Origin of the sequence: Micromonospora sp. NPDC049359 (assembly GCF_044466585.1) — a bacterium.
Classification (GTDB): domain Bacteria; phylum Actinomycetota; class Actinomycetes; order Mycobacteriales; family Micromonosporaceae; genus Micromonospora.
The window spans coordinates 194,812-220,391 of record NZ_JBITMW010000013.1 but is presented as its reverse complement, the minus strand read 5'-3'; the positions used below and the strand labels follow the sequence as shown (position 1 = coordinate 220,391).

The window sequence follows — 25,580 nt, the reverse complement described above, 5'->3', positions numbered from 1 at the left end:
GGGGTGTCAGCACCTCGTCCGGGCGCTCAAAGTCTGGGGGGCGGCCTGCGAGCGGGGGGCTCGTGGCGGCCGGTCCGGGTGTAACGACCCGGGGGCCGGGGCCATTCCCCGGGGGCCGACGATCCGAGAGGGCTCGTCGCGCCGGGACCGGGTGTAACGACCTGCGGTCCGGGGCCATTCCCGGGGGCTTGGCTCCCCCGGGGCGGGGGGCTCGGCCGTGGTCCTGCGATCGTCGGAGGGTGTAACGACCCCCGGCCCGCCACGATTCCGGCCCACGGGTGCAACCGGTCACCACACCGGCCCCACAACCGGACACACCGCCCGCGTGCGGCGATACGACCGGGTGATCGACTCCGGATCGGCGAACTCGGGGCATCCCGGACCGGTCGATGCCCCCATATCGGCGAACTCGTGTCGATCACGGCGATCGGGGCGGCGTGGCCGGAGCCCGTGGCACTCGGGAGGTACCGGGGAGGCCTAGGGTGATCGTGTGGCGACCCTTCTGCTTCTGCGACACGGCCGTACCACCGCGAACGCCGACGGCGGCCTGGCCGGCCGACAGCCGGTCGAGCTGGACGACACCGGGCGCGCCCAGGCCACCGCGGTCGGCGAACGGTTGCGGGCAGTGCCGTTGGCGGCGGTCGTCACCAGTCCGCTGATTCGCTGCCGGCAGACCCTGGAACTGGCGTTGCCCCAGGCCACTCCGGTTGTCGAGGAGGGCCTGATCGAGTGCGACTACGGCAGCTGGGAGGGGCAGCCGCTGAAGAAGCTCGCCAAGGAGCCGCTCTGGCCGGTGGTTCAGCAGCACCCCAGCGCGGCGGTCTTCCCGCAGGGCGAGGCGATGGCGGCGATGGCGGCCCGCGCGGTGGCCGCCGTCCGCGACTGGGACGCCCGGGTGAACGCCGAGCACGGGCCCGAGGCAATCTGGCTGGCGTGCAGCCACGGCGATGTGATCAAGGCCATCGTGGCGGATGCTCTCGGCGTACACCTGGATGCCTTTCAGCGGATCGTGGCCGACCCGGCGTCGGTGACCGCGATCCGCTTCACGCCGCTGCGGCCCTTCCTGGTTCGGCTCAACGACACCGGCGGTGACCTCGCCGCGCTGGTCCCGCCGCCGCGCAAGCGGCGTCGGCGGACCACGCGGGCGGCCGACTCGGACGCCGCCGTCGGCGGCGGAGCGGGTGCGGCCAGGTGAGAAACACCGCCACGCCCGGGTGTGGCACCCGATACACCGGGCGCGTTGCCCCTGCGGCGATTCGGGTCGGTGGGGTGCGCGATGCCATGGTGGGCCGGATAGGGTCGTGGGTATGACCCACCAGGTGCACGCCTTCGAACCGCCGGAGCGGTTCGTCGCCGGGACCGTCGGGCCGCCGGGGGAGCGCACGTTCTTCCTGCAGGCCCGCGGCGGCGGCAGGCTGGTCAGCGTCGCGCTGGAAAAGGTCCAGGTGTCCCTGCTGGCCGAGAAGCTGGAGGAGCTGCTCACCGAGGCGCAGCGCCGCTTCGGGGTGGAGTTGCCCGAGCTGGCGCCGGTGACCGGCGACAACGAGCCGTTGGACACCCCGGTCGACGAGGAGTTCCGGGTCGGGACGCTCGGGCTGGCCTTCGACGTCGACACCGCGACCGTGGTGATCGAGGCGATCGCCGCCGGCGAGGTCGAGCCCGAGGTCGAGCTGGGCGACGAGGACGACGAAGAGGACGACGAGGACGAGGAGCCGGACGAGGACCTGGACCGGCTGCGCGTGCGGCTCACACCGCAGGCCACCCGCCAGTTCATCGAGCGGGCCCGGCGTGTGGTCAACGCGGGCCGGCCGCCGTGCCCGCTGTGCGGCCAGCCGTTGGACCCCGCCGGGCACCTGTGCCCGCGGCACAACGGTTACCACCGGTGACCTTGTCCGGCCTCCAACCTCTGCGCGACGGTGACGCCGCGCTGCGGCTGCTCCGCGACGGCACCCTCGACCTGGAGGGTCGGCTGGTCGACGCGTCGAACACCACCCTGCGGGGCATCCTGACCCTCGACGGCGTCACGGCCCGCTGCGTCTACAAGCCGGTACGCGGCGAGCGCCCGCTGTGGGACTTCCCGGACGGCACCCTCGCCGGCCGGGAAGTGTCCGCGTACCTGGTGTCCCACGCCACCGGCTGGGCCCTGGTGCCGCCGACCGTGCTGCGGGACGGTCCGTTCGGCCCCGGTTCCTGCCAACTCTGGATCGACGAGCCGGAGGACGCGGAGCCGTTGGTCGGGTTCGTGCCGGCCGAGGAGGTGCCGCCGCGCTGGTTTCCGATCGCGGCGGCCCGGGACGACGACGGTGCCGCGTACGCCCTCGCGCACGCCGACGATCCACGCCTGGCCCGCCTCGCCGTACTCGACGCGGTCATCAACAACGCGGACCGCAAGGGCGGGCACGTGCTCGTCGGCGCCGACGACCGCATCTACGGCGTGGATCACGGGGTGAGTTTCCACGTCGAGGACAAGCTCCGTACGGTGCTCTGGGGTTGGGCCGGCAAGCAGGTTCCGCCGGACGCCATGGAGATGCTCGACGGGCTCGCCGCGCAGGTCGCCGGGCCGCTCGGCGAGGAGCTGGCCGACCACCTGACGATCAGCGAGATCGCCGAGTTGGCCGCCCGCGTCGAGAAGTTGCGCGAGACCGGCCGCTTCCCGCAGCCGCCGGAGGACTGGCCGGCGATACCCTGGCCACCCATGTGACCCCGCTGTCATCTTGATCACCCGCCGGGCGTCCCGGTGTCGTCTGAGGGCTGGTTAGGCTGAGGCCATGGAGTCTTGGGCGGGACACGAGGTGCCACGGCTGCCGGGTCGGGGCGAGCCGTTGGCGTTGTACGACTCGGCGCGGCAGGGTGTCCACCCGAGCGACCCGGCCGACGCGGCGAGCATGTACGTCTGCGGCATCACCCCGTACGACGCCACCCACCTCGGTCACGCCGCCACCATGATCACGTTCGATCTGGTGCAGCGGATGTGGCGCGACGCCGGCCGTCCCGTGCGGTACGTGCAGAACGTCACCGACATCGACGACCCCCTGCTGGAGCGGGCCGCCCGCGACGGCGAGGACTGGGTGGTCCTGGCGATGCGGGAGACGGCCCTGTTCCGCGAGGACATGGAGGCGCTGCGGATCATCCCGCCGGAGCGTTACGTGGGCGCGGTCGAGTCGATCCCGGACATCGCCGACAAGGTCGAGGTGCTGGTCAAGGACGGTGCCGCGTACCGGCTCGACGACGGCACCGGCGACGTCTACTTCGACATCTCCGCCACCGGCCGGTTCGGCTACGAGTCGAACCTGACCCGTGAACAGATGCTGGAGATCTTCCCCGAACGCGGCGGCGACCCCGACCGGGCCGGCAAGCGCGATCCCCTCGACCCGCTGCTGTGGCGGGGGGCGCGCGAGGGTGAGCCGTCCTGGCCGGGCGGGGAGCTGGGCCCGGGCCGGCCCGGCTGGCACATCGAGTGTGCGGTCATCGCGCTGAACCTGCTCGGCGACCGCATCGACGTGCAGGGCGGCGGCAACGACCTGCTCTTCCCGCATCACGAGGCTTCCGCCGCGCACGCCGAACGGCTCACCGGCCAGGCCCCGTTCGCCGAGCACTACGTGCACGCCGGCATGATCGGCCTGGACGGCGAGAAGATGTCCAAGTCCCGCGGCAACCTGGTCTTCGTGTCCCGGCTGCGCGCCGACAAGGTCGACCCGATGGCGATCCGGCTCGCGTTGATCTCCGGCCACTACCGCAGCGACCGCACCTGGACCGACGACCTGCTCACGGCCGCGCAGGAGCGGCTGGACCGCTGGCGGCGGGCCGCCGCCGCGCCCGCCGGGCCGTCCGGGGCCGAGCTGCTGTCCGGGGTACGCGCCAGACTGGCCGACGACCTCGACACCCCCGGCGCTCTGGCCGTCGTCGACCGCTGGGCCGACGCGACCCTGGCGGGCACCACGGATGACCCGGAAGCCCCGGCCCTCTTCGCGAAAACCGTAGACGCCCTCCTCGGCATCCGCCTCTAACAGTTCGGCCGTTCCCCATCGGGGCTGCCCGTCCTTGATCGACTCGGGTTCCTTGAAACCGCGCTGTCCGGATGCCTGGGATGCCCCGACTTCCAGGAAGCCGAGTCGATCAGACGGTCACGGAAGGTACGCCACCTCGGGGAACGACCGGCTCGGCCCGTTCAGTAGGTGGCCGCTCCGGTGCCGCAGGTGCCTGTCGAAGAACGCCAGCGGGTACGCCTGCCCGATGCGGACCGCGCGGGCAGGGTCGAGCGTGCCGACCCAGGTGGCGAGTTCCTCGTCGCTCATGCCGATGAGCTTTGCCAGTTGCGGCACGAGCCACTGGTTGTCGCCGTAGGACGAGTGGATGGCGCCGGCGGCCTGGACGTCGAGTCGCCATCCGCGTAGGTGCGTGAAGAACTCGGCGACGGCGGGCATCGCGGCCCGGGTGTTCTCCGCGGTCATGAGCATGAACGGCCGGTACAGGTCGGTGGTGGGCAGCGGCTGGGACAGCATCGGGGCGTCCAGGCTCAGCCCCGCCCGGACCCGTCGGTCGGTGCCCAGGGTCAGGGCTGTCGCGGTGCCGCCCTTCGACCAGCCGAACATGCCGATCCGACTCAGGTCGAGGGTGGCGCCCAGCCCGCTCGGTAGTGGCGCGTGGTCGACGTCGGGGTTCCCCCCGGCAGCGAGGTCGGCGATCTGGTCGAGGACGAACCGGACGTCCCGCGTGTAGGTCCACGGAGTGGAATCGAAGTCGTCCTCCGGGATGGTGACTCGGCCGTCGGGGAATTCGCTGAACCCGTCGTATGTGTGGTCCACGGTGACCACCACGTACCCGTGGCTGGCGAGCTCCTGCACCACGATCGTGGTGTCCGAACGGTGGCTGCCGGCGCCATGCGAATACAGCACAACCGGCAACCGCCGACCCGGGTGCCGCACCGGGGCACCCTCGTGCCCGGCCGTCAACGGTGCCAGCGCGGCGTCGGAGTCGAACCCGGCGGAGGCCAGCAGCACGCGCATCGAGGCGGGGGTCATCCACGGGTAGCGCGGGTAGCGCCTCTCGTCTCGGGCGGGATACCAGACGCTGACCATCAGTTCCCGGTACCGCCCCGGCCCGGCCAGTGGTTCCGGCTGCGACCGGTCGACCAGGTGCAGCGGTACCACCCCCACGCGGTACGGCCCGGTCGGCCTGGGGAGGCGGAGTCGGACCGGGCCTGAACCGGCGGTTGCCGCCGAGGCGCGGCCGGCAATGCCCATCGATGCGCCGGCCCCGACCGCCAGTGCGGCTCCGACAAGGCCACGGCGTGTGATCCCCCGTGCACCAACAGATTTGACGGTTGGCATTGACCCTCCCCTGGGTTGTGAGCCGCCGGAACCAATCCCCGGCCAGCTATATACTCGCAGTATAGATACCGAGTGTATAGATGTATAGGGCGGTGCGTTCGACAGGAAACTCACCGGGAGCGCTCCGGCACCCCGCGATTTCGCAGCTCCCGTCCCGGTGGTGGGTGTCCCGAGCGGGGCAGGGCAGGATCGGGCCGGTCGAGGTGGTCAGGGCCGGACGGAGGCGAGGGAGGCGGTCGGGCCGGGGCGCGGAACGAACGGGCTAAGGCGGGCAGGTCAGGCCGGAGTGCCGGCTAGCCCAGGACCAGGCCGGGGTCCGGGTCGGGCGCTGCGCTGGGGCCGGGGATCTGGTACTCCTCGGTGAGGGTGGTCATCGGGCCGGGCCAGGTGGCCTGGGCGACCTCGATGGGCTTGCGGTGACTGTCGTACGCGATGTGCAGCAGGTGCAGCACCGGTGTGTCGGGCCGGATCTGGAGGGTCTCCGCCTCCTCCCGGCTGGGCTGGCGGGCGCTGATCGTGTCGGTGGCCGACGCGTACCGGCGGCCGGTGGCCTCCTCGGCCTCCTGGTAGAGCGGCCGGCCGAACGCCTCGGCCCGCTCCAGCGACGTGCCGTCGGTGTCGCGGGGGAGGAACCAGGAGGCGCCGACCTCGACGGGGGAGTCGTCGGTGCGTACGAGGTGGCGACGGCAGAGCAGGTTGGTGCCGTCGGAGACGCCGAACGCGTCGGCGACCTCGGCGGGCGCGGGGGAGAGGCCGACGGAGACGAGCTGTTGGCGGTATCGGGCGGCCAGGTCGGTGTGGTAGCCGCGGAACCCGCCGTACCGGCCCCGGGAGAGGCGGTTCAGTCGACGCCGGGTGCCCCGGACATACGTGCCCGAGCCGGGTTTGGTGATCAGGATGCCCTCGACCCGTAGCTGGTCGACGGCGCGTTGCACGGTCTGTTTGGCGACGCCGAACATCTCGGCGATGGCCGGGATGGACGGCAGCCGCTCGCCGGGGCCCCAGTCGCCGCGGCGGACCTGGGCCTTGAGCTGTGCGGCGATCTGCCGGTGGGGGAACTCGGCGGCGCCGGGATTGATCTGCACATCCGCCTCCTTGATCACATCTAGGTTCCTAGGATGCCTTAGAGGGTGTGACGGCGCCACTCTGGACACGCGGAAACGGGCCCCGAAAACGGAAAGGACCCCGAACGCGGAGACGGGCCCCCGGACCAGAGGAGGTCCGAGGGCCCGCGACGGACAGTGCTACCAGGAGCCGGCGGTGGGGCCGGCCGAACCGCCTCGACGCCGCAGGTACTTCTCGAACTCCTGGGCGATCTCGTCACCGGTCAACGGGGTGATGCCCTCGTCGCCGACGCGTTCCTCCAGCTCGCGGACGTACTCGCCCAGCTCGGCGTCCTGCTCGGCGGCGCTGCGTACCCGCTGCTCCCACTCGGCGGACTCCTCGGCCAGGTCGGCCATCGGCACCGGCAGGTCGACGACCTCCTCGACCCGGTGCAGCAGGGCGAGGGTGGCCTTGGGGCAGGGCGGGTTGTTGGCGTAGTGCGGCACGTGCACCCAGAACGACACGGCGTCGACCTCGGCGCGGGCGCACGCGTCGTGCAGTACGCCGACGATGCCGGTCGGCCCGTCGTACCGGGTGGGGGTGAGCTGGTAGCGCTCCGCGGCCTGGGCGTCGGAGGCGCTGCCGCTGATGGGCAACGGCCGGGTGTACGGCACGTCGGCCAGCAACGCGCCGAGCAGCACCACCCGCTCCACCTCCAGGCTGTGGCAGATCTCCAACACCTGCTCGCAGAACGTCCGCCAGCGCATGCTCGGCTCGATGCCCCGGATCAGCACCACGTCGCGGTCGGTGCCTTCGGGGCTGGCCACCATGAACCGGGTCGTCGGCCACTCCACCCGGCGGGTCTCCCCGTCGGCCATGGTGATGGTGGGCCGGCTGACCTGGAAGTCGTAGAAGTCCTCCGGGTCCAGCTCGGTGATCTGCCGGGCGTTCCAGACCTGTTCCAGGTGCTCGACGGCCGCGGTGGAGGCGTCGGCGGCGTCGTTCCAGCCCTCGAACGCGGCGATGGCCACGGGGGACCGCAGGACCGGCAGTCCGTCGAACTCGGTCACGCCGTCACCTCACCCTGCTCGTGGCGGCCGGCACCGGGACCGCGCCCGGTTGTCGGACCGTGGTGCACGATGGCGTCCCTGTTCTCCTTCACGTCCGTCAGCCTACGTGCCGGGCAGGGATGCGGCCCGTCGGCCGCGCCGGTCCACCCACTGCGCCACCGGGCATACGGCGGCGAACCGGACAGGGTGATCCGCCCGACACAATATGGGATCGGGCGTGGACGGGGCTCGGGTTCGCGTGGGGCCGCACTAACCTGAACGGGTGCGGACTTCGTTGCTGGATGTGCTGGCCGATCGGATCCTCATCGCCGACGGGGCGATGGGCACGATGCTGCAGGCCGCCGACCTCACTCTCGACGACTTCGACGGCCTCGAGGGATGCAACGAGATCCTCAACGTCACCCGCCCCGACGTGGTGCGGGGGGTGCACGACGCGTACCTGGCCGCCGGCGCGGACTGCGTGGAGACCAACACGTTCGGCGCCAACCTGGCAAACCTCGGCGAGTACGACATCCCGCAGCGCATCCGCGAGCTGTCCGAGGCGGGCGCGCGGATCGCCCGGGAGGCCGCCGACGCGGCCAGCACGCCGGAGCGGCCCCGCTTCGTGCTCGGCTCGATCGGCCCAGGCACCAAGCTGCCCACCCTCGGTCACGCCGGCTACGCGACCCTGCGTGACGCGTACCAGGAGAACGCCGCCGGCCTGATCGCCGGCGGCGCGGACGCGCTGATCATCGAGACCTGCCAGGACCTGTTGCAGGTCAAGGCGGCGATCGTCGGGTCGAAGCGGGCGATGGCCGAGCTGGGCCAGCGGGTACCGATCATCTGCCACGTGGCGGTGGAGACCACCGGCACGATGCTGGTGGGCAGCGAGATCGGCGCGGCCCTGGCGGCGATCGAGCCGCTCGGGGTGGACCTGATCGGGTTGAACTGCTCGACCGGCCCGGCCGAGATGAGCGAGCACCTGCGCTACCTGTCGCAGCACTCCCGGATCCCGCTGTCGGTGATGCCGAACGCCGGTCTGCCGGTGTTGACGGCCGACGGCGCGTACTTCCCGCTGACTCCCGTGGAGCTGGCCGAGGCCCTGGAACGGTTCATCTCCGAGTACGGCGTGGGGCTCGTCGGCGGCTGCTGCGGCACCACCCCGGAGCACATCCGGGTGCTGGCCGAGCGGCTGCACGGCGTCACCGCGTCGCCGCGCGAGCCCCGACACGAGCCGGGTGTGTCGTCGATCTACCACCCGGTGCCGTTCGCCCAGGACGCCTCGGTGCTGATGGTCGGGGAGCGGACCAACGCCAACGGCTCCAAGGCGTTCCGGGAGGCCATGCTCGCCGCCGACTGGCGGGCCTGCGTCGAGATCGCCCGTAGCCAGGCCCGCGACGGCTCGCACCTGCTCGACCTGTGCGTCGACTACGTCGGCCGCGACGGTACGCGGGACATGCGCGAGCTGGCCGGCCGGTTCGCCACCGCGTCGACGCTGCCGATCATGCTGGACTCCACCGAGCCGGCCGTCGTCGAGGCCGGGCTGGAGATGCTCGGTGGCCGCTGCGTGGTCAACTCGGTGAACTTCGAGGACGGCGACGGCCCCGACTCCCGGTACGCGCGGGTCATGCCCATCGTGCGCGAGCACGGCGCGTCGGTGGTGGCGCTGCTCATCGACGAGGAGGGGCAGGCGCGCACGAAGGAGTGGAAGGTCCGGGTCGCCGCGCGGCTGATCGACGACCTGACCGGCCGGTGGGGGATGGACCGCGCGGACATCCTGATCGACGCGTTGACCTTCCCGATCGCCACCGGGCAGGAGGAGACCCGCCGCGACGGCCTTGAGACGATCGAGGCGATCCGGGAGATCGCCCAGCGGTACCCGGGGGTCAACTTCACCCTGGGCATCTCGAACATCTCCTTCGGCCTCAACCCGGCCGCCCGGCAGGTGCTCAACTCGGTGTTCCTGCACGAGTGCGTGCAGGCCGGTCTGACCTCGGCGATCGTGCACGCCAGCAAGATCCTGCCGATGACGAAGATCCCCGACGAGCAGCGCGAGGTCGCGCTCGACCTGGTCTACGACCGGCGGCGCGACGGGTACGACCCGGTGCAGCGTTTCCTGGAGCTGTTCGAGGGCGTCGACGTGACCAGCGCGCGGGCCACCCGCGCGCAGGAGTTGGCGGCGCTGCCGCTGGACGAGCGGCTCAAGCGGCGCATCATCGACGGCGAGCGCAACGGCCTGGAGGCCGACCTGGACGAGGCGATGGCCGGCGGTCGGTCCCCGTTGTCGATCATCAACGACATCCTGCTGGACGGCATGAAGGTCGTCGGCGAGCTGTTCGGCTCCGGGCAGATGCAGCTGCCGTTCGTGCTCCAGTCCGCCGAGGTGATGAAGACCGCCGTGGCGTACCTGGAACCGCACATGGAGGCCACCGAGGACGGCGGCAAGGGCCGCATCGTGCTGGCCACCGTGCGCGGCGACGTGCACGACATCGGCAAGAACCTGGTCGACATCATCCTGTCCAACAACGGCTACGAGGTCGTCAACATCGGCATCAAGCAGCCGATCAGCGCGATCCTCGACGCCGCCGAGCAGCACCGCGCCGACGCGATCGGCATGTCCGGGCTGCTGGTCAAGAGCACGGTCATCATGAAGGAGAACCTGGCCGAGATGGCCACCCGCGGTGTTGCCGAGCGCTGGCCCGTCCTGCTGGGTGGGGCGGCGCTGACCCGGTCGTACGTCGAGGACGACCTGCGCTCGACGTACCCCGGGCAGGTGCACTACGCGCGCGACGCGTTCGAGGGTCTGTCCCTGATGGACCGGGTGATGACCGCCAAGCGCGGCGGCGCCCCGGTCGTCGACCCGGAGCGCGAGGCGGCGCTGGCCACCCGCCGGGCCCGCCGCGAGCGGCAGCGCACGCTGGTCACCGACTCGCTGCCGGAGCTGCACGACTCCTCGGTCCGCTCCGACGTGGCCGTCGACGTGGAGGTACCCACCCCGCCGTTCTTCGGCACGCGCGTCGTCAAGGGCGTTCCGATGGCCGACTACGCGGCGTTGCTCGACGAGCGGGCCACGTTCCGTGGGCAGTGGGGGCTCAACGGCGCCCGCGGCGGCAACGGGCCCTCCTACGACGAACTGGTCGAGACCGAGGGTCGGCCGCGTCTGCGGTACTGGCTGGACCGGCTGATCGCCGACCAGGTCCTGGAGGCAGCCGTGGTGTACGGCTACTTCCCGGCGTACTCCGAAGGAAATGACCTGGTGGTGCTCGACGAGAACGGGCACGCGGAGCGCGCCCGGTTCTCGTTCCCCCGCCAGCGGCAGGAGCGACGGCTCTGCCTCGCGGACTTCTTCCGGCCCAAGGGCGACCAGCTCGATGTGGTCGCGCTGCAACTGGTCACGGTCGGGCAACCCGTCAGCGAGTACGCGGCGAAGCTGTTCGCCCGCAACGAGTACCGCGACTACCTGGAGGTGCACGGGCTGTCCGTGCAGCTCACCGAGGCGCTCGCCGAGTACTGGCACCGGCGCGTGCGTGCCGAGCTGACCCTGCCCGACGGGCGTCCGCTGGGCCACGACGACCCGCAGGACCTGGCCGGCATTCTGCGCAACGACTATCGGGGCTGCCGGTACGCGTTCGGCTACCCGGCCTGCCCCGATCTGGAGGACCGGGCGAAGATCGTGGACCTGTTGGGCGCGGAGCGGATCGGCGTCGAGTTGTCGGAGGAGTTCCAGCTCATGCCGGAGCAGGCCACCGACGCCATCGTGGTCCACCACCCAGAGGCGAGCTACTTCAACGCCAAGTAGCGGTCCCCGGCTCCCGCCGCATCGACGGTCGTATTCGTCCGGCGGTCGTAGGAGGATGGGGCCATGTCTGAAGCCTTCGTCGCCGAGCCGCCGTGCGCGGTGTGTGGGCGTCCGGCCACCCGCGTGGAACTTGTCGCACCGGATGGCCAGCCGGTTGAATGGCAGCGCTGGTCGTCGGCGCAGCGCGACGCCTACGCCGCCGCGCGGAAGCGCCACACCGGCCAGCGGTGGTGGCTGCTGTATTCCGGGGTCGCGGCGGGCAACGGGCTTGGACGACCGGCGGACCCGGCAGAGGCGCAGCGCATCGTCGACGCCTTCACCCCGCCGTACCGGTACGCCGCCGTCACGACGGCCGGCTTCTACGACGACGCTGGATTGTGCGCGCGGTGCGACGTCCCGTACTGCTCCCACCACTGGAACGTGTCCAGCACCGGCTACGGACGATGCCCCCAGGGGCACGGCAAGAGCCTCGACCCGCACTGGTCACCCTAGTGAGCCCTGATGCGCCGGGGGTAGCTCCTGCGGTGACTCGCGGTGGTTGAGGCCGCGCCCTTACGGTGCGTGCATCGGTGTGGTACTGATCGAGGTCGCTGGTTGCTGGCTCGGAGGGCGAGGGCTGATGGATCCGGATGTGACTTCGCTGGCTGGTGCGGTGGTGCCGTACGTGGCGGCGGCGGCCGGAGCGTACGGAGCGGGTGTGGTGGCGCGGGTGCAGGAGGTGGCAGCGGACGCGACGGTCGGTCTGGGTGGACGGCTGCTGCGCCGGTTGCTGGGACGGGAGGAGTCAGCCCCGTTGGTGGAGGCAGCGGTACTCGATGTGGCCGAAGATCCGGATGACGAGGATCGATTGGCGGCGTTGCGGTGGCAGATCCGCAAGGCGGTTGCTGCCGATGCGCGGTTGGCCGCCGAGTTGTCGCAGCTGCTGGCGTCGGCGGGGGTGACGATCACGGCGTCGGGTGAGCGGTCTGTCGCCGGCCAGACGATCAGCGGGGTGGTGATCACCGGGGACGGTGGCCAGGTGACTCGATGAGCGACCGGGATGCCCCCGGCCCGGGGGAGCCTGGTCAGGTGAGCGCCGAGGGCCGTCGGTCGATCGCGGCGGGGGAGATCAGCGGGCTCGCCATCACGGGCGACGCCGCGACGGTCGACGCGCGGCGCATCGAGCTGCACCGGGCGTCGACGGCGCCCGACACTGGGAAGCGGTTGCACAACCTGCCCAAGCCGTCGACGCGGCTGTTCGTGGGCCGGCAGGACGAGTTGACCGCATTGGAGGCGGTGATGTCCGCCGGTAGCGGGGTGATCTGCCAGGCGGTGCATGGCCTGGGTGGGGTGGGCAAGACCGAGTTGGCGTTGCAGTACGCCCACCAGCGGCGTGATCGGTACCCGGTGCGGTGGTGGGTGACCGCTGACAGCCCGGCGGCGATCGAGAATGGCTTGGCGGCGTTGACGGCCCGGATGAACCCGGAACTGATGCTGACGGCGACAGTCGCGGAGGCCGCGAGATGGGCCGTCGGTTGGTTGCAGAACCAGTCGGGCTGGTTGCTCGTGCTGGACAACGTGGAGCAGCGCTCACATGTCGAGCCGTTGTTGGCGCAGCTTGACACCGGGCACCTGTTGATCACCACGCGGCGCAACGTGAACTGGGAGGCGCTTGTCGACGGGTGTCTACGCCTGGACATGCTGGATCGCGAGTCCGCGGTGCGGCTGTTGCTGGAGCCGGGGGAGCAGCGGGATGTGTTGGCGGCGGCGGTGCTGGCCGACGAGTTGGGGTACCTGCCATTGGCGTTGCAGCAGGCGGCGGGCTACCTGAGGCAGACGCGCCTGCCGGTGTCGGTCTACCTGGATCGGCTACGGGCGCAGCCGTCCGAGGTGTTGAACACCATCGCCGAGGGGGACCAGGCGGAGCGCGCGGTGGCCCAGGTGTGGCTCCTCACCCTCGACCAGCTACGCGAAGTCCGGCCGGCAGCGATCGACCTGCTGCGGATACTGTCGTGCTACGCGCCCGACGACGTCCCACGATCGATCTTGGCTGGTTATGCCGAGCAGGCCGGTGCTGTCGACCAGGCGTTGGCGGCGTTGGCGTCGTACAACCTGGTCACACTCACGCAGACGACCGTCAGCATGCACCGACTCGTGCAGACGGTGGTCCGCAGCCAGGCACAGACGCAGACGCAGGTTGACCACCACGACGAGCCCACCGATCCTGACGGGTCGTTGTGGCAGCAAGTCCTCGACCGCGCACTGGCTCTGCTCGACGGAGCCCGGCCACCAGGTAACCCCGCACAGGACGTCGACATCTGGCCGCAGTGGAGGGCATTTGTTCCACACGTCGACGCGCTCGATCACCACATGCCCGAGGACAGCGTCAATTTGACCCTGGCGTACCTGCTGGGCCAGGTCGCGTTCTATCACTACACGCAGGCGAGGTACGGCCAGGCTCTACAGGCTGAGAAGCGGGTGCTGGGGATCAGTGAGGCGGCGTTGCCCGCGGGGCATCCGGACATCGCGCTGAGGCTGGACAATCTCGCGTCCACGTTGGTGGCTCTGGGACGGGCGGGCGAGTCGCTGCCGTTGCGACTGCGCGCGTTGGAGATCAGTGAGGCGGCGTTGCGGGCGGGCCACCCCACAGTCGCGCTCCGACTCGACAACCTGGCGTACACGTTGGGGGCTCTGGGGCGGGCGGGGGAGGCGTTGCCATTGCAGCGGCGGGCGTTGGAGATCAGTGAGGCGGCGTTGCCGGCGGGGCATCCGGACATCGCGCTCAGGTTGGACAACTTGGCGGGCACCTTGCGGGCGCTGGGGCAGGTGGAGGAGGCGCTGTCGCTGCGGCGGCGGGCGTTGGAGATCAGTGAGGCGGCGTTGCCGGCGGGGCACCCCATCATTGCCACCAGATTGGACAACCTGGCGTACACGTTGGGGGCTCTGGGGCGGGCGGGGGAGGCGTTGCCGTTGCAGCGGCGGGCGTTGGAGATCAGTGAGGCGGCGTTGCCGGCAGGGCACCCGGACATCGCCCTCCGACTGAACAACCTGGCGGGAACCTTGGGGGATCTGGGCCAGGCGGAGGAGGCGTTGCCGTTGCAGCGGCGGGCGTTGGAGATCAGTGAGGCGGCCTTGCCGGCCGAACACCCCGACATAGCGACCCGGTTGAACAACCTGGCGGGCACGTTGGTGGATCTGGGGCAGGCGGAGGAGGCGCTGCCGCTGCGGCGCCGGGCGTTGGAAATTAGTGAGGCGGCGTTGCCGGCGGGGCATCCCACGATCGCGGTCCGATTGGACACCCTGGCGTACACGTTGGGGACTCTGGGGCGGGCGGGGGAGGCGTTGCCGTTGCAGCGGCGGGCGTTGGAGATCAGTGAGGCGGCGTTGCCGGCGGGGCATCCCACGATCGCGCTCCGGTTGCACAACCTGGCGTACACATTGAGCGCTCTGGGGCTGGTGGAGGAGGCGCTGCCGTTGCAGCGGCGGGCGGCCGAGATCAACGTGGAGATTCAGCGTAGGAGATCCAGTGCGGACGACGTCGCTGGATGACGGTCACGTCGCACTCTGATCGAGAATTGCCGCCGTCGAGGGACTGCGCTCGGTGCCGCTAGAGTTCGCGCCGTGAATCTCGTGATCGATGAGAGCAGCCGCCAGGTACGCGAGTTCGTGTGCCAGTGCTGCGACACGCAGGCGGACCGGACCTGGGCCAACATCTACGAGGGCGACACCGCCTTCGCTGTCTACTTCGCGAGCTGCTATCACCACAACGGGGTTCACGAGGCCTGGATCGATGCCATCTTAGGGACGTGGGGCCAGGATCGCGTCGACGACCACATCACGTTCGGCTGCCGGGTCGGTCCCGTGGTCGGTTCCCCGGACCCTGCCGCGACGCTCGTGAACGGTGGCGAGGTGGGCGGCGACAGTCCGATCTTCGGGCGCAAGCTCAGCCGGGAAGAGGGGCTGAGTCATCCGAGGATCGCTGAGTTCTGGCAGGTCGTTGACGTGATCCTGGAACGGGACGACCTCGTGCGTCGCCACGTGTACGGGCCGGTCGCGCCGGACGGTGCGCGGCCCGGGCAGTAGCCCGCGACGTCGACGGTCAGGGGTTCTCGTTGACCGACGGGTCGGCGTCAGCCGAGGCGCCGTCGGCGAGCTGGGCGACCATGGTGTCGGCGTCGTCGAGCGACTCGACCGTGTGGAAGCCTTCGCTCGCGTAGAGCTTCGCGGCGAAGTTGGCCCGCTCCACGCTCAACGACACCGCCCGTAGGCCGCGCTCGGCTCCGACGGACAGCACCGCGCGTACGAGCGCCCGGCCCACGCCGCGATTGCGCCAGGAGTCCACCACCCCGAGGGTCAGCTCGGGCACGTCGTCACTGACGTACCCGTAGCCCGGGTCGCCGGCGGTCAGGTGTCGGCACCAGGCCGCGCCGATCGGCCGATCAGCCGGATCCACGGCGACGACCCCGAAGTCTCCCGGTCGCATCCATCCGGCGATGTAGTGGGCCAGCTCGGGTTTCGTCAGGGTCTCCTCGCGTGACCAGTTGCGCTCGGGCAGCCAGTTGACGGCCTGCACGAGCATGTCGACCAGGAAACCGTCGTCTGCCGGCGTGGCGGTACGGATGTTGAACGTCGTCACCGCCGCAGCTTCCCATACGGGATCGAGGCGAGAGGCCGGGGCAGCGCCCGGTGGGCGCAGCGTCCACTGTCACGGGCGTGATCGTGCGTACGCGTTGGATAGGGTCACGCCCCGGCCGGCGACCTGCCGTCTGCCCGAGGGGCGCAACCCCGTTGACGGGTTGCGGTCCGTGGGTGGTTGCGCGGGCCATCCCGCCTGCCATCGACCCGGGCAAGCCGAGCAGACCACCGCCCGACCCGCCAGCGTCCGAACGTGCGTCAAAGCCATCCTGACGTGGCGGACCGGGCGGAGGCCCGCTCCCCGGAAAGGCGGGTCGACGGCATACGGGATGACAACAGCTACCGTAGCGCGCTGCTCTCAACCAACGGATTGTCCAGGAAAGAGAACCTGGAGCAAGTGCCGGTTAACAGCCAGCCGTTGACGAATAGGAGGCTGGCCGCCAAGCTCCGTTGAGATATAGGTGATAGGTGCTGTCGATGCGACGGAACCACGCCCCACCGTTAATGCCGCGATCATAGTCGATATACGTGTCGGTTGTGCCCAACTTGAGAAAGTCGTCAGCTCGCCCCATGGTTTGAGGGCCGGCGGCGCCATCTATCGGTAGATGATAACGCGACTGGAAGGCTTCGGTTGCCGACTTTGTCATAGGTCCGAAGGCGCAGTCGACAGAGCCCGAATAGAGCCCCTCTCCCTTGAGGACCTGCTGCCAGAGGCCCGTGGCCAGACTGTATGAGTGAGAGGTGGTGCTGAGTATTCCCTCGTCCCCCCAGTCGTCATTGATCGAGTCAATCCCCTTGATGTAACCTTGTGAAACAGATGCGTTGGCGGGCGATACGAAGGCAGTCATGCCGCCAGTCAGAGCAACAATCGTGGCCGCAGCGCTTGCGAACGATCTCAACTTCATGCGAGTTGCCTCCGTTGGTGTTGGGCATTCCCGGTGAATGCTGGATTGGGGTAAATGCTTTCCTGCTCCGACATGCGCGGAATAATCAAGCACGTCAGTGGGGGTCATCGGGTGCCTGTCCTGGCATGGCGAGAGGGAGGCGAAGCGCGCCGTTCTCAGGCGAGCAGGGTGCCGCCGTCCACGGTGACCAGCGTGCCGGTGGCGTACGTCGACCGCAGGAGGTAGACGAACGCTTCGGCGACCTCCTCGGGCTCGCCCACGCGGCCGAGGGGCAGTGACGCGCTGAGATGGGCGTACATCTGCTCTCGGGTGTCGTCGGGCAGCGAGTCCCACAGCGGTGAGCGGATGACGCCGGCCGAGACGGCGTTGACCCGGATCGGCGCCAGTTCGACGGCGAGCGAGCGGACCAGCGCGTCGATCGCTCCGGTGATGCCGGCGACCACCGACCAGCCCGCCTTCGGCCGGTGATTGGCGGTGCCGGTGGTGAGGGTGATCGACCCGCCGGGCCGCAGGTACGGGAGCGCCGCGTGGACCGCCGTCAGCGAACCGAAGTAGCGCAGGTTGAAGGCGGTACGGGCGGCGGCGAGGTCGAGGGCGTCGACGGACATCAGCGCGAGCGGTTCGCCGGCGGTGTAGACGAGGTGGTCGAACGGGCCGAGCCCCTGGAACAGGCGCGTCACGTCGGCCGGGTCGGCGAGGTCGGCGACGTACCCCTGGGTGCCGGCCGGCAGGGCGGCGAGGGCGCGGTCCACGCTGTGCCGGTTGCGCGAGGCGACCACGACCTGGGCGCCCTCCTGGGCGGCCCGGGCGGCGGTCGCGAGCCCGATTCCCGAGGTGCCGCCCAGGACGACGACGCGCTGGTCGGTGAGGGTCATGATGGTCCTTCCGGATCGTTCGGCTGACGCTCACTACGGTGCGTCGGCACTGATGCTCACGTCCAAGACCTCTTTGAGCTGCTGTGATGCCCGACGGGTATCGTGAGTGCTGGACGGGAGGGTCGGATGGACGTCGATCTGCGTAAGCTCCGCTACTTCGTGGCCGTGGCCGAGGAGCTGCACTTCGGCCGGGCCGCCGCGCGGCTGCACATCGCCCAGCCGGTCCTGTCGCGGCAGATCCGGGCGTTCGAGCGCGAACTCCGCGCCGAGCTTTTCGTTCGGGATCGCCGCTCCACCGTGCTGACCGAGGCCGGTCGTCAACTGTTGGCCGACGCCGGTCCGCTTCTGGCCTCGGCCGAGGCCCTGGGTCGGCGGGTGCAGCGGGCGGCGCACGGCCGGCCGACGTTCACCATCGCGTTCATGCCGGGCCTCATCGTCACGGCCGAGGCCCGTGCCATCGCTCAGCTGCACCCCGAACTGGCTGTCGGTGTCGTCCGCACCTCCCGGGACGACCAGGCCGAGGTGCTCCGCGAGGGGCGCGCCGACGTCGGCTACGTGCGGCTTCCGGTCGACCAGCGGGGCCTGCGCCTCCGCCCGCTGTTCACCGAACCCCGCGTCGTGGTCCTGCCCGGCGAACATCATCTGGCCGGCAAGGAGTCGGTCGACCTCGCCGAGTTGGCCCAGGAGCGCCTGCTTCAGGACCCGGACGCGGTGCCGGAGTGGCGGGACCTGCCGAATCGTCCGACGGACCCGGAGCCCCGCCCCCGGCCGGTGCTGACCTCCGTCGAGGAAAAGCTGGAGCACGTCGCCGCAGGGGCCGGGGTGGTGATCCTGCCGCTGTCGATCGCGAGGTTCTATACCAGGCCGGACGTCGTCCACGTGCCCGTCGGCGACCTCAGCGACAACCAGGTGTGCCTGGCCTGGGCCGAGAACAACCGGTCACCGCTGGTGCGGGAGTTCGTCGACATCGCCGCGCGGCAGGCCGGCGACGTCGGTCCCGGCGACCACACGTAGAGGAGGAACCAGCATGGCGATCCGGCGGATGGACAACGTCCTCATCGTGGTCGAGGACCTTGACGCGGTCATCGCGTTCTTCGTCGAACTCGGCTTGGAGGTGGAGGGCCGGGGACCGGTCGAGGGGCGCTGGGTGGAGCGTGTCATCGGCATCGACGACGTGCGGCAGGAGGTCGCGATGCTGCGTACCCCGGACGGTCACGGCAAGGTCGAGCTGGCGATGTTCCACGCGCCGAAGGCCGTTCGGCACGAGCCGGAGGACGCGCCGACGAACACCGTCGGCATTCGCCGCATCATGTTCGCCGTGGACGACGTCGAGGACACGATTGCCCGGCTGCGCCGCCACGGGGCGGAACTGGTCGGGGAGGTGCAGCGGTACGAGGACATCTTCCTGCTCTGCTACGTCCGCGGCCCCGAGGGCATCGTCGTCGGGTTGGCCGAGGAGCTGCGCTGAGCGCCACCGCGCGGCGTGCAGCCGGCGCGTACCAATGAGGGCCTGCTCCGCCGAGTGGCGGAGCAGGCCCTCGTGTCTCGCGTCAGTCCGTCGCCACCCCGAAGAGGTGGATGACGCCGCCCTCGGCGGTGGTGGGCAGCGTCAGGCTCGCGAGCCGCTTGCCCGGCTGCAGGTAGATCGGGGTCGTCGCGAAGACGTACGTCGCCACCGGCTCGACCCCCGAGCCCATCTTGTCGCGGTACGTGGTGTGCACCGCCGTCACGTTGCCGAACGACGGCTGGTCGGACCCGCCGCCCAGCGTCCAGTCGCTGAAGCCGACCGTCGCCTGCTGCGTCGTACCGTCGGTGTACGTCAGCGTCACCGTGCCGCTGGTGGCACCGAACGCGGCGCTGCCCAGCAGGCTCAGCTTCGTGTCACCCTCCGCCGCCTGCACGCTGAGCACCTGACCGCCGCCGCCGACCAGGATGTTGTCCGGGTCGCCGGGGGCCACGTTCGGCCAGGTGAAGTCGAACCCGTTGGCCGAAACGGTGGATCCCGGCTTCACCCCGGCGGCTTCGAGCGCCGTGGCGGAGTAGCTCCAGCCGCCGGTGTCGAAGTTGGCCTGCGGATTGGTGTCGTCGGCCGAGATGCCGTTGTTGTTGAGGTTCCACAGCACGCTGTCCCGCACGGCGACCGTCACGGGGATGGTGACGGTGGGCAGTGCCGTACCGGAGGTGGTGGTGGCGGTCACCGTCACGGCGTAGGCGCCGGGCTTGAGGTCGGCCGGCGCGGAGACGGTGAGCTCCCTGCTGCCCAACCCGTCGCCGGCCAGTCTGAACTCGCCCTGCCTGGGCGTGACGGTCAGGCCGGCGGGCGCGCTGACCTTCCAGCGCGCGGTGGTGGCAGCCTCGGTCAATGCCTGGATCTTGTACGTCGTCGCCGAGGTGCTGCCCGGCTCCACCTTCAGCGTCTGCGGGCTCGCGCCCGTCAGGTACGGCCGCCGGCCGTCGCCGTACGAGGGCGGGGCGTCGGCGGGGGAGCTGCCCCACTTCGTGTTCGGCTTGTCGCCGAGTACGAAGGAGACGGTGCCGCCCTTGTTGACGAGGGTGTCGGGGACCCAGCTCCGGGTCGACGTCCTACCGTTGACCTTGACCGACTGGATGTACGTGTTCTGGGCCGACGCGGCCGGGGCGTCGACGGTGATCCGGCGGCCGGGTCCGGCGTCGATCACCGCGCGCCGAAAGAGCGGCGCGGTGAGCAGCAGGTCGGCCCGGCTCGGGTTCTGCGGGTACATGCCCAGCGCGGAGAAGACGTACCACGACGACATGGTGCCGGCGTCGTCGTTGCCCGGGATGCCGCCGGGGGTGTTGCCCCAGAGCTGGTCCATCACCGCGCGGACCGTCTGCTGGGTCTTGTCGGCAGCGCCGAAGTAGTTGTAGAGGTAGGGCGCGTTCATGTCCGGTTCGTTCGTGGGGTCGTACCGGGTGAGGTCGCGGGCCGAGAAGTCGAAGGCGCCGTCCGGCGTACGGAAGAAGGCGTCGAGGCGCTGCTCGGCCACCTTGTTGCCGCCCATGGCGCGGGCCAGGCCGGCGACGTCGGAGTAGACCATCCAGGTGTAGCGGGCACTGCTGCCCTCGACGAACCCGCTCTCGGTGGCGGGCTGGAAGTCGCGCTCCGCCCAGGTGCCGTCGGCCTTGCGGGAGCGGGGGTAGCCGCCCTGCGCGGTGGCGGTCAGGTCGAAGACGTTGCTCCAGGTGCCCGACCGCTTGCGGAAAATCCGCTCGTTCGCCTGGTCGCCGACCTGCCCGGCGAGCTCGGCGAGCGCGGAGTCGGCAACCGCGTCCTCCATCGTCTCGGCCGCGCCGCCCCAGCAGGAGCAGCCGTCAGCGGGGACGTAGCCCAACTCCAGGTACTTGTCGAGGGCGGGACGCTGACCGACGCACGCCACGTTGCAACCGGCGCTGTCGGAGTCGTTGGCGTTCGGCACCGTCGCCGCGGTGATCAGCGACCGGAGAGCGCCCTTGACGTCGAAGTCCCGGCCGCCGAAGGCGTGGATGCCGGCGATCGCCGGGGCCGACGGGTCGCCGGACATGACGCTCGTCTTGCCGTGCTGGAGCAGCCAGCGGTCCCACTCGCCGCCCCGCTGGGTGGCGTAGTTGAACAACGACTGCGCATAGTCGCTGCCCGCCTTCGGGTTGACCAGCGTCATCAGCTGCACCTGGGCGCGGTACTGGTCCCAGCCGGAGAAGGTGCCGTACTGCGCGTCCTGGCCCTTGGTGAGCCGGTGCGGCGTGCCGTCGGCGCCGAGGTAGCGGCCGTCGACGTCACTGGTCAGGGTGGGTTCGAGCATGGAGTGGTACAGCGCCGTGTAGAAGGTGCTGAGCTGGTCGTTGGTGCCGCCGCCGACCTTGATCTTGCTCAGCTCGCGCTGCCAGGCCGCCGTGGCCTCCGACCGGACCGCGTCGAAGCTCTTCTGCCGTGGGTTCTCAGCCCGCAGGTTGGCCTCGGCGTTGTCCAGGCTGACGTACGAGATGGCGACCTTCACGCCGACGGTCGTGGTGCCCTGGGCGAAGGTGACGTACGCGCCGGACCCCTTGCCCGGCACGGGGTTGCCCGCGTCGAGGCCGGTGCCGCCGGTCGCCGTCGTGGCGTCCGGCGTCCGGGTGCCGTCCTGCCACGTGCCGACCTTGGCGAAGGGCTGGTCGAAGTGGGCGGTGAAGTGCAGCGTGTACAGGGACTTGCGGTTGTTCTCGCTGTGCGGGCCGCAGAAGTTGCCGGCGGTGACCGAGCCGGTGACGGTCCGGGCCGCGGCGTCCACCCGTACGGTGGCGTCGGTGCTGCCGGTCTCCGAGTTGGAGGTGCGGAACAGCATGCTGGCGGGCTGGTCGGCCGGGAAGCCGAACCGGCCCGAGCCGGTGCGGGGGGTGGTGGTCAGCTCCGCCGACGCGCCACTGTCGAGGCCCACCCGGTAGTAGCCGGCCCGCGCGGTCTCGTTCTGGTGGGAGAAGCTGCTCGCGTACGTCGCGTCGGAGGTGTCGACGGACGGCGAGGAGTTGACGTCGCCCACGACCGGCATGATCGGGATGTCGCCCGCGCCGCCGTTGCAGCCGACCCCGTTGAGGTGGGTGAGGCTGAAGCCGCGGATCCGGGTCGCGCCGTACTCGTAGCCACCGGGCGCGGGGGTCGAGGTCTGCTTGCCGGCGCTGGTCTGCGGGCTCCAGGCCAGCATCCCGAAGGGGCGGACCGCTCCGGGGTAGGTGTTGCCGAGGTTCGTGGAACCGATCAGCGGGTTGACGTACCCGGCGGGGTCGGTGACCAGGCGGACAGGCGCGGCGGCCGCGGCGGGTGTGCCCGCGGAGACCGCCGCCAGCGCCGCCACGGCCACGGCGGTGGCGGCGGCGAGGGTTCGGCGTTTGGCGGTGTACGCCAGGCGCGCCGATGTGTCTGACACAGTGTTGGCCCTTCGGTTGGCACCGTCTGCACGAAGCTCGGCGGCGGCGACCCGTCACGCGTTCGCACTCCACATCGGAGCCACGCACGGGTTTGACAACGTTGTCTAATCGGCGATGATGCTTCCCCTCCCACCCAGGGCTGTCAAGATCCTGATCGCGATCGGTCACGCGGGGGACGTGCCCGCGCGGACAGCGCCCGCCCATCGTCGCCGCTACGCTGCCGGCATGTTCCGTGCGGCCCGGCCCGACGACTTCGCGCAGATCATCCGCCTCTACCGACAGCTGAACCCGGACGATCCGGTGTTGGACGACGGCACCGACCGGGCGGCCTTCGCGCAGATCCTCCGCTCACCAGGCCTGCGGCTGTTCGTCCTGGAACTGGACGGGATCGTCGTCGCCACCACGTACCTCAACGTGATCCCCAACCTCAGCCGGTCGGCGTCGCCGTACGCGGTGATCGAGAACGTCGTCGTCGAGGAATCGCGGCGAGGTACCGGTCTGGGTCGGCAGATCATGGCCGGCACGCTCCAGGCCGCCTGGGACGCGGGCTGCTACAAGGCGATGCTGATGACCGGCTCGCGGAACCCGGCCACCCACGCCTTCTACCGTGCCTGCGGGTTCTCGGCCGACGTCAAGACGGCGTACCTCGCGCGTCCACCCGGCTAACCGGGGAAGGTCTCGCGCAGCGCGGCGTCCAGCGAACGGCCGGTCGTCGGCTCGATGAACAGCTCGGCGAGCAGAAGGTCGGCGAGGAAGGTCGGGTTGATCCCGGACTCCTTGCGACCGAGCGCCTGCGCCGCGCCGCCCAGCCGCAGCGCCGTCCGCGCCGCGCCGGCCGGCAGCCGGCCGACCCGGCGGCGTCGGCCGACCGCCTCGGCGATGCGCCCGAGCATGTCGTGCCAGGTGAGGTTCTCGTCGGCGACCGGGATGTCCGCGCCGCTGGCGCTCTCGAGGGCGTCGGCCGCGACCTCGGCCACGCTGCGCGCCGAGGCCGCGGCGCTTCCGCCGGTCGGCGCCAGCAAAGGGGTACGAGAGCGCGCCCACCGTTCCAGCGGCCCGGCCCAGTTCGGCAGCCGGTCACCAGCCCGACCGAAGACGAAGGGCAGCTCGAGTACGGCGACCGGCAGGCCCACGCCGGCGGCGGCACGCCCCTCGCGGGCCTGCTCCAGCCGGCAGCGGATGTACGTGTGCCGCTCGCCGAGCCGCCACTGCGGATGGAGCCGGTCGAAGTACGTGTAGTACGAGCCCATCACCACCCCACGGGTGAGGCCCTCGTCGCGGGCGGCGGTGAACAGGCGTACCACCGGATCGACGTTCTCCCGCCGGAACTGCGGGTAGATCGGCTTCGGCAACGGCCGCTGCTCGTCGGTCCGGGTGGCGTACACGACGCCGTCGTGACCGGCGAGCAACGACCGCAGCTCGTCGATCGAGGCGGACCCCACATCGAGCAGGTGGTCGACCCCCGGCTGGGCGGAACGCGCCACCGAGGTCGTGTCGTGACCGCGCTCGCGCAGCACCTCCACGACGTGCGCGCCGATCAGGCCACTGCCACCCACCACGAGAATTCGCACGCTGAATCGTCCACTGTCCAGCGGGGTGTGTGTCAAGTACGGTGCCGCCTGCGGATGCGACGGCAGCGTGGCCCGGCCAGAATGGCGTCCGGAGGTGATCGAGGATGGTCGACCAGGAGAGCGTTCCCCGGCTGACGTCGGTGGTGCTCGACGGCACCGACGCGCGGGAGTTGGCGGAGTTCTACCGGCAGCTCATGGGCCTCGTCTACCGGCCCGGCGACGAGCCACCGGCGGACGGCCGACCCGACGAGCGCGGTCGTGACTGGTTGGTGTTGCGGTCCCCGGATGGTGGCCCGCAGATCGCGGTCCAGCAGGTCGACAGCCTGCCCGAGACGACGTGGCCGAAGAACGATGTGCCACAACAGCTACACCTGGACCTGACCGTGGATTCCGTCGACGAACTGCTGGTCCAACACGAGCGCGTGCTGCGCCTCGGCGGCCGGCTGCGCTACGACCGGATCGAGGACCCCGAAGAGCCGTTGCGCGTGTACGCCGACCCGGCCGGCCACCCGTTCTGCATCATGGTGGGATAGAGGCGTCCGTATCCGTGCGTGACCGACGCGTGACCGTGGCGGGCGCGATCGTTAAGAACGGGGTCGAGGATGCCGGAACCGCGCGCCTTCTGGCTGGACGAGCAGTTCGACCGCGAGCACGGCGCCGACGGCCACGGCCGGTACGAGGCCGAGGTGCTCCGCCGGATCGGTGACTTCGCCGAGACCTGGGGGGACTTCGCGCCGATCGCGTTCGCCGCGACGGCCTGGCGGGTGGCCAGCGAGCTGTCGCCCGGCTTCGTCCGGTGGCACCGGCGGATCATCTCGGCGACCTGCCAACGCAGCCCGTGGGACGGCAGCATGGTCTGCGCGGTCACCGTGGCCTCCCGCTGGCCCGCGGAGCTGACCTGGAGCAAGCAGTGGCAACGCGACCGTGGGTGGGAGAACTGGCCGCGGTTGTTCGGCCAGTTCACCACGCCCACCGAGCAGGACCGGACGCGCCGCCCGTACCTGCGGGCGCTGCTCCAGGTGGAGGCCCCGCTGCCGCTCGACGGCCTGCCGCCGACACCCGACGGTCCCCACGACAATGTGCCCGCCGCGGCGCGGCGGGCGGTCGTGGTGCTGGCCAGGGAACTCAACGATCTGCTGGCGCCGGTGATCGGGCAACTCGACAGCGGAGTCCCCGCCGACTCGTGACGGCGGGGACCCCTAGGGCCTGCTTCATGAGGACTGGCCGGCCTGCGGCGGGCCCGGACGACGACCGGCAGCGTTGCGGTTTCGTCCGGATACCGGTGTTGTATCCGGACGAAACCGCGCCTTGCCGGATCGCCGCCCGGACTCCGCCTCGGCTCGACCGCCCTTATGAAACAGGCCCTTGTCGACGCGGCGCGTCGGCAGTCGATGGTGCGGTGGGGCCCGGCCCGGGCCCCCCCCGGGCCGGGCCCCCCCCGGGGACCCCGGGGGGCGGGAGAAAATAAACCCCGCCCCCCCGGGGGGGGGGGTG

General features: G+C 70.7%; 22 protein-coding genes. 14 read left to right on the top strand and 8 right to left on the bottom strand.

The features are described from left to right. Positions 1 to 490: 490 nt before the first annotated feature. The 4 genes from ACIBTX_RS27070 to mshC all read left to right on the top strand — a co-directional run bounded on the left by ACIBTX_RS27070 (position 491) and on the right by mshC (position 4,007). Entirely contained in the window at positions 491 to 1,195 is a 705-nt protein-coding gene (locus ACIBTX_RS27070; RefSeq protein WP_357119374.1) for an MSMEG_4193 family putative phosphomutase, read from the top strand. 112 nt (positions 1,196 to 1,307) lie between these two features. Further along, positions 1,308 to 1,886, top strand: a complete 579-nt coding sequence (locus ACIBTX_RS27065) for a DUF3090 domain-containing protein (RefSeq protein WP_355052975.1) — start codon at positions 1,308 to 1,310, stop codon at positions 1,884 to 1,886. Further along, positions 1,883 to 2,701, top strand: a complete 819-nt coding sequence (locus tag ACIBTX_RS27060; RefSeq protein WP_357119371.1) for an SCO1664 family protein — start codon at positions 1,883 to 1,885, stop codon at positions 2,699 to 2,701. Before ACIBTX_RS27065 ends, ACIBTX_RS27060 begins: the two co-directional genes overlap by 4 nt. A 67-nt stretch (positions 2,702 to 2,768) precedes the next feature. Next, positions 2,769 to 4,007 (top strand): cysteine--1-D-myo-inosityl 2-amino-2-deoxy-alpha-D-glucopyranoside ligase, encoded by a 1,239-nt coding sequence (gene mshC, locus ACIBTX_RS27055; protein ID WP_396833157.1) that lies wholly within the window; start codon positions 2,769 to 2,771, stop codon positions 4,005 to 4,007. 117 nt (positions 4,008 to 4,124) lie between these two features. On the opposite strand, the gene ACIBTX_RS27050 is transcribed toward mshC, so the two are convergent. The 3 genes from ACIBTX_RS27050 to ACIBTX_RS27040 form a co-directional block, all read right to left on the bottom strand. Further along, a complete protein-coding gene (locus tag ACIBTX_RS27050; protein ID WP_357119365.1) occupies positions 4,125 to 5,243 on the bottom strand; it encodes an acetylhydrolase in 1,119 nt (372 codons plus the stop codon). A gap of 380 nt (positions 5,244 to 5,623) precedes the next feature. Continuing rightward, a complete protein-coding gene (locus ACIBTX_RS27045) occupies positions 5,624 to 6,415 on the bottom strand; it encodes a GntR family transcriptional regulator (RefSeq protein WP_396833156.1) in 792 nt (263 codons plus the stop codon). A 159-nt stretch (positions 6,416 to 6,574) separates the two neighbouring features. Beyond that, positions 6,575 to 7,444, bottom strand: coding sequence for a PAC2 family protein (locus tag ACIBTX_RS27040; protein ID WP_269678735.1), 870 nt, complete (start codon positions 7,442 to 7,444; stop codon positions 6,575 to 6,577). Between the two features lie 262 nt (positions 7,445 to 7,706). Here ACIBTX_RS27040 and metH point away from each other — a divergent pair, with 262 nt between their 5' ends. From metH to ACIBTX_RS27015, 5 genes are all read left to right on the top strand, one after another. Continuing rightward, on the top strand, positions 7,707 to 11,222 hold the full coding sequence (gene metH, locus ACIBTX_RS27035) for a methionine synthase (protein WP_363660354.1): 3,516 nt from the start codon (positions 7,707 to 7,709) through the stop codon (positions 11,220 to 11,222). A gap of 63 nt (positions 11,223 to 11,285) precedes the next feature. Continuing rightward, on the top strand, positions 11,286 to 11,714 hold the full coding sequence (locus tag ACIBTX_RS27030; RefSeq protein ID WP_357170223.1) for a hypothetical protein: 429 nt from the start codon (positions 11,286 to 11,288) through the stop codon (positions 11,712 to 11,714). A 127-nt stretch (positions 11,715 to 11,841) separates the two neighbouring features. Then, on the top strand, positions 11,842 to 12,252 hold the full coding sequence (locus ACIBTX_RS27025) for a hypothetical protein (protein ID WP_357170226.1): 411 nt from the start codon (positions 11,842 to 11,844) through the stop codon (positions 12,250 to 12,252). Next, positions 12,249 to 14,750 carry an FxSxx-COOH system tetratricopeptide repeat protein gene (gene fxsT, locus ACIBTX_RS27020; RefSeq protein WP_363660353.1) on the top strand — a complete coding sequence of 834 codons (2,502 nt, stop codon included), beginning with the start codon at positions 12,249 to 12,251 and terminating at the stop codon, positions 14,748 to 14,750. The genes ACIBTX_RS27025 and fxsT overlap by 4 nt, the downstream gene beginning before the upstream one ends. 72 nt (positions 14,751 to 14,822) lie before the next feature. Continuing rightward, on the top strand, positions 14,823 to 15,284 hold the full coding sequence (locus ACIBTX_RS27015) for a hypothetical protein (RefSeq protein ID WP_357119347.1): 462 nt from the start codon (positions 14,823 to 14,825) through the stop codon (positions 15,282 to 15,284). A gap of 16 nt (positions 15,285 to 15,300) precedes the next feature. Here the strand turns inward: ACIBTX_RS27015 and ACIBTX_RS27010 are convergent, their stop codons facing one another. The 3 genes from ACIBTX_RS27010 to ACIBTX_RS27000 all read right to left on the bottom strand — a co-directional run bounded on the left by ACIBTX_RS27010 (position 15,301) and on the right by ACIBTX_RS27000 (position 17,616). Continuing rightward, positions 15,301 to 15,837, bottom strand: coding sequence for a GNAT family N-acetyltransferase (locus ACIBTX_RS27010; protein WP_396833155.1), 537 nt, complete (start codon positions 15,835 to 15,837; stop codon positions 15,301 to 15,303). Between the two features lie 403 nt (positions 15,838 to 16,240). After that, on the bottom strand, positions 16,241 to 16,741 hold the full coding sequence (locus ACIBTX_RS27005) for a peptidoglycan-binding protein (RefSeq protein WP_396833154.1): 501 nt from the start codon (positions 16,739 to 16,741) through the stop codon (positions 16,241 to 16,243). A 155-nt stretch (positions 16,742 to 16,896) separates the two neighbouring features. Continuing rightward, positions 16,897 to 17,616 (bottom strand): SDR family oxidoreductase, encoded by a 720-nt coding sequence (locus ACIBTX_RS27000; protein WP_357119338.1) that lies wholly within the window; start codon positions 17,614 to 17,616, stop codon positions 16,897 to 16,899. A gap of 126 nt (positions 17,617 to 17,742) precedes the next feature. Here ACIBTX_RS27000 and ACIBTX_RS26995 point away from each other — a divergent pair, with 126 nt between their 5' ends. Beyond that, a complete protein-coding gene (locus ACIBTX_RS26995) occupies positions 17,743 to 18,630 on the top strand; it encodes a LysR substrate-binding domain-containing protein (protein ID WP_363660352.1) in 888 nt (295 codons plus the stop codon). A gap of 13 nt (positions 18,631 to 18,643) precedes the next feature. Next, a complete protein-coding gene (locus ACIBTX_RS26990; protein ID WP_363660351.1) occupies positions 18,644 to 19,084 on the top strand; it encodes a VOC family protein in 441 nt (146 codons plus the stop codon). An 82-nt stretch (positions 19,085 to 19,166) separates the two neighbouring features. On the opposite strand, the gene ACIBTX_RS26985 is transcribed toward ACIBTX_RS26990, so the two are convergent. Then, the gene (locus ACIBTX_RS26985) at positions 19,167 to 22,514 is read right to left on the bottom strand and encodes a GH92 family glycosyl hydrolase (protein WP_396833153.1); all 3,348 of its coding nucleotides are present in this window, start codon (positions 22,512 to 22,514) and stop codon (positions 19,167 to 19,169) included. 226 nt (positions 22,515 to 22,740) lie between these two features. Between ACIBTX_RS26985 and ACIBTX_RS26980 the strand changes: the two genes are divergently transcribed. After that, positions 22,741 to 23,181 carry a GNAT family N-acetyltransferase gene (locus ACIBTX_RS26980; RefSeq protein WP_357170250.1) on the top strand — a complete coding sequence of 147 codons (441 nt, stop codon included), beginning with the start codon at positions 22,741 to 22,743 and terminating at the stop codon, positions 23,179 to 23,181. Here ACIBTX_RS26980 and ACIBTX_RS26975 read toward each other — a convergent pair. Beyond that, positions 23,178 to 24,086 (bottom strand): NAD-dependent epimerase/dehydratase family protein, encoded by a 909-nt coding sequence (locus ACIBTX_RS26975; protein WP_363660349.1) that lies wholly within the window; start codon positions 24,084 to 24,086, stop codon positions 23,178 to 23,180. The two genes, ACIBTX_RS26980 and ACIBTX_RS26975, sit on opposite strands and share 4 nt — an antisense overlap. 104 nt (positions 24,087 to 24,190) lie before the next feature. On the opposite strand from ACIBTX_RS26975, the gene ACIBTX_RS26970 reads away from it, so the two are divergent. Both ACIBTX_RS26970 and ACIBTX_RS26965 read left to right on the top strand, forming a co-directional pair. After that, positions 24,191 to 24,619, top strand: a complete 429-nt coding sequence (locus ACIBTX_RS26970) for a VOC family protein (protein WP_357170253.1) — start codon at positions 24,191 to 24,193, stop codon at positions 24,617 to 24,619. Between the two features lie 69 nt (positions 24,620 to 24,688). After that, positions 24,689 to 25,273, top strand: a complete 585-nt coding sequence (locus tag ACIBTX_RS26965; RefSeq protein ID WP_363660348.1) for a hypothetical protein — start codon at positions 24,689 to 24,691, stop codon at positions 25,271 to 25,273. Positions 25,274 to 25,580 lie beyond the last annotated feature (307 nt).

Bases quoted from the DNA above. Each gene is read 5' to 3' on its own strand.
- ACIBTX_RS26980 (WP_357170250.1), top strand. From the start codon at position 22,741: ATGTTCCGTGCGGCCCGGCCCGACGACTTCGCGCAGATCATCCGCCTC.
- ACIBTX_RS27065 (WP_355052975.1), top strand. From the start codon at position 1,308: ATGACCCACCAGGTGCACGCCTTCGAACCGCCGGAGCGGTTCGTCGCC.
- ACIBTX_RS27000 (WP_357119338.1), bottom strand. From the start codon at position 17,616: ATGACCCTCACCGACCAGCGCGTCGTCGTCCTGGGCGGCACCTCGGGA.
- ACIBTX_RS26965 (WP_363660348.1), top strand. From the start codon at position 24,689: ATGCCGGAACCGCGCGCCTTCTGGCTGGACGAGCAGTTCGACCGCGAG.
- ACIBTX_RS27025 (WP_357170226.1), top strand. From the start codon at position 11,842: ATGGATCCGGATGTGACTTCGCTGGCTGGTGCGGTGGTGCCGTACGTG.
- fxsT (WP_363660353.1), top strand. From the start codon at position 12,249: ATGAGCGACCGGGATGCCCCCGGCCCGGGGGAGCCTGGTCAGGTGAGC.
- ACIBTX_RS26970 (WP_357170253.1), top strand. From the start codon at position 24,191: ATGGTCGACCAGGAGAGCGTTCCCCGGCTGACGTCGGTGGTGCTCGAC.
- ACIBTX_RS27005 (WP_396833154.1), bottom strand. From the start codon at position 16,741: ATGAAGTTGAGATCGTTCGCAAGCGCTGCGGCCACGATTGTTGCTCTG.
- ACIBTX_RS27030 (WP_357170223.1), top strand. From the start codon at position 11,286: ATGTCTGAAGCCTTCGTCGCCGAGCCGCCGTGCGCGGTGTGTGGGCGT.
- ACIBTX_RS27050 (WP_357119365.1), bottom strand. From the start codon at position 5,243: ATGGGCATTGCCGGCCGCGCCTCGGCGGCAACCGCCGGTTCAGGCCCG.
- mshC (WP_396833157.1), top strand. From the start codon at position 2,769: ATGGAGTCTTGGGCGGGACACGAGGTGCCACGGCTGCCGGGTCGGGGC.
- ACIBTX_RS26995 (WP_363660352.1), top strand. From the start codon at position 17,743: ATGGACGTCGATCTGCGTAAGCTCCGCTACTTCGTGGCCGTGGCCGAG.
- ACIBTX_RS26990 (WP_363660351.1), top strand. From the start codon at position 18,644: ATGGCGATCCGGCGGATGGACAACGTCCTCATCGTGGTCGAGGACCTT.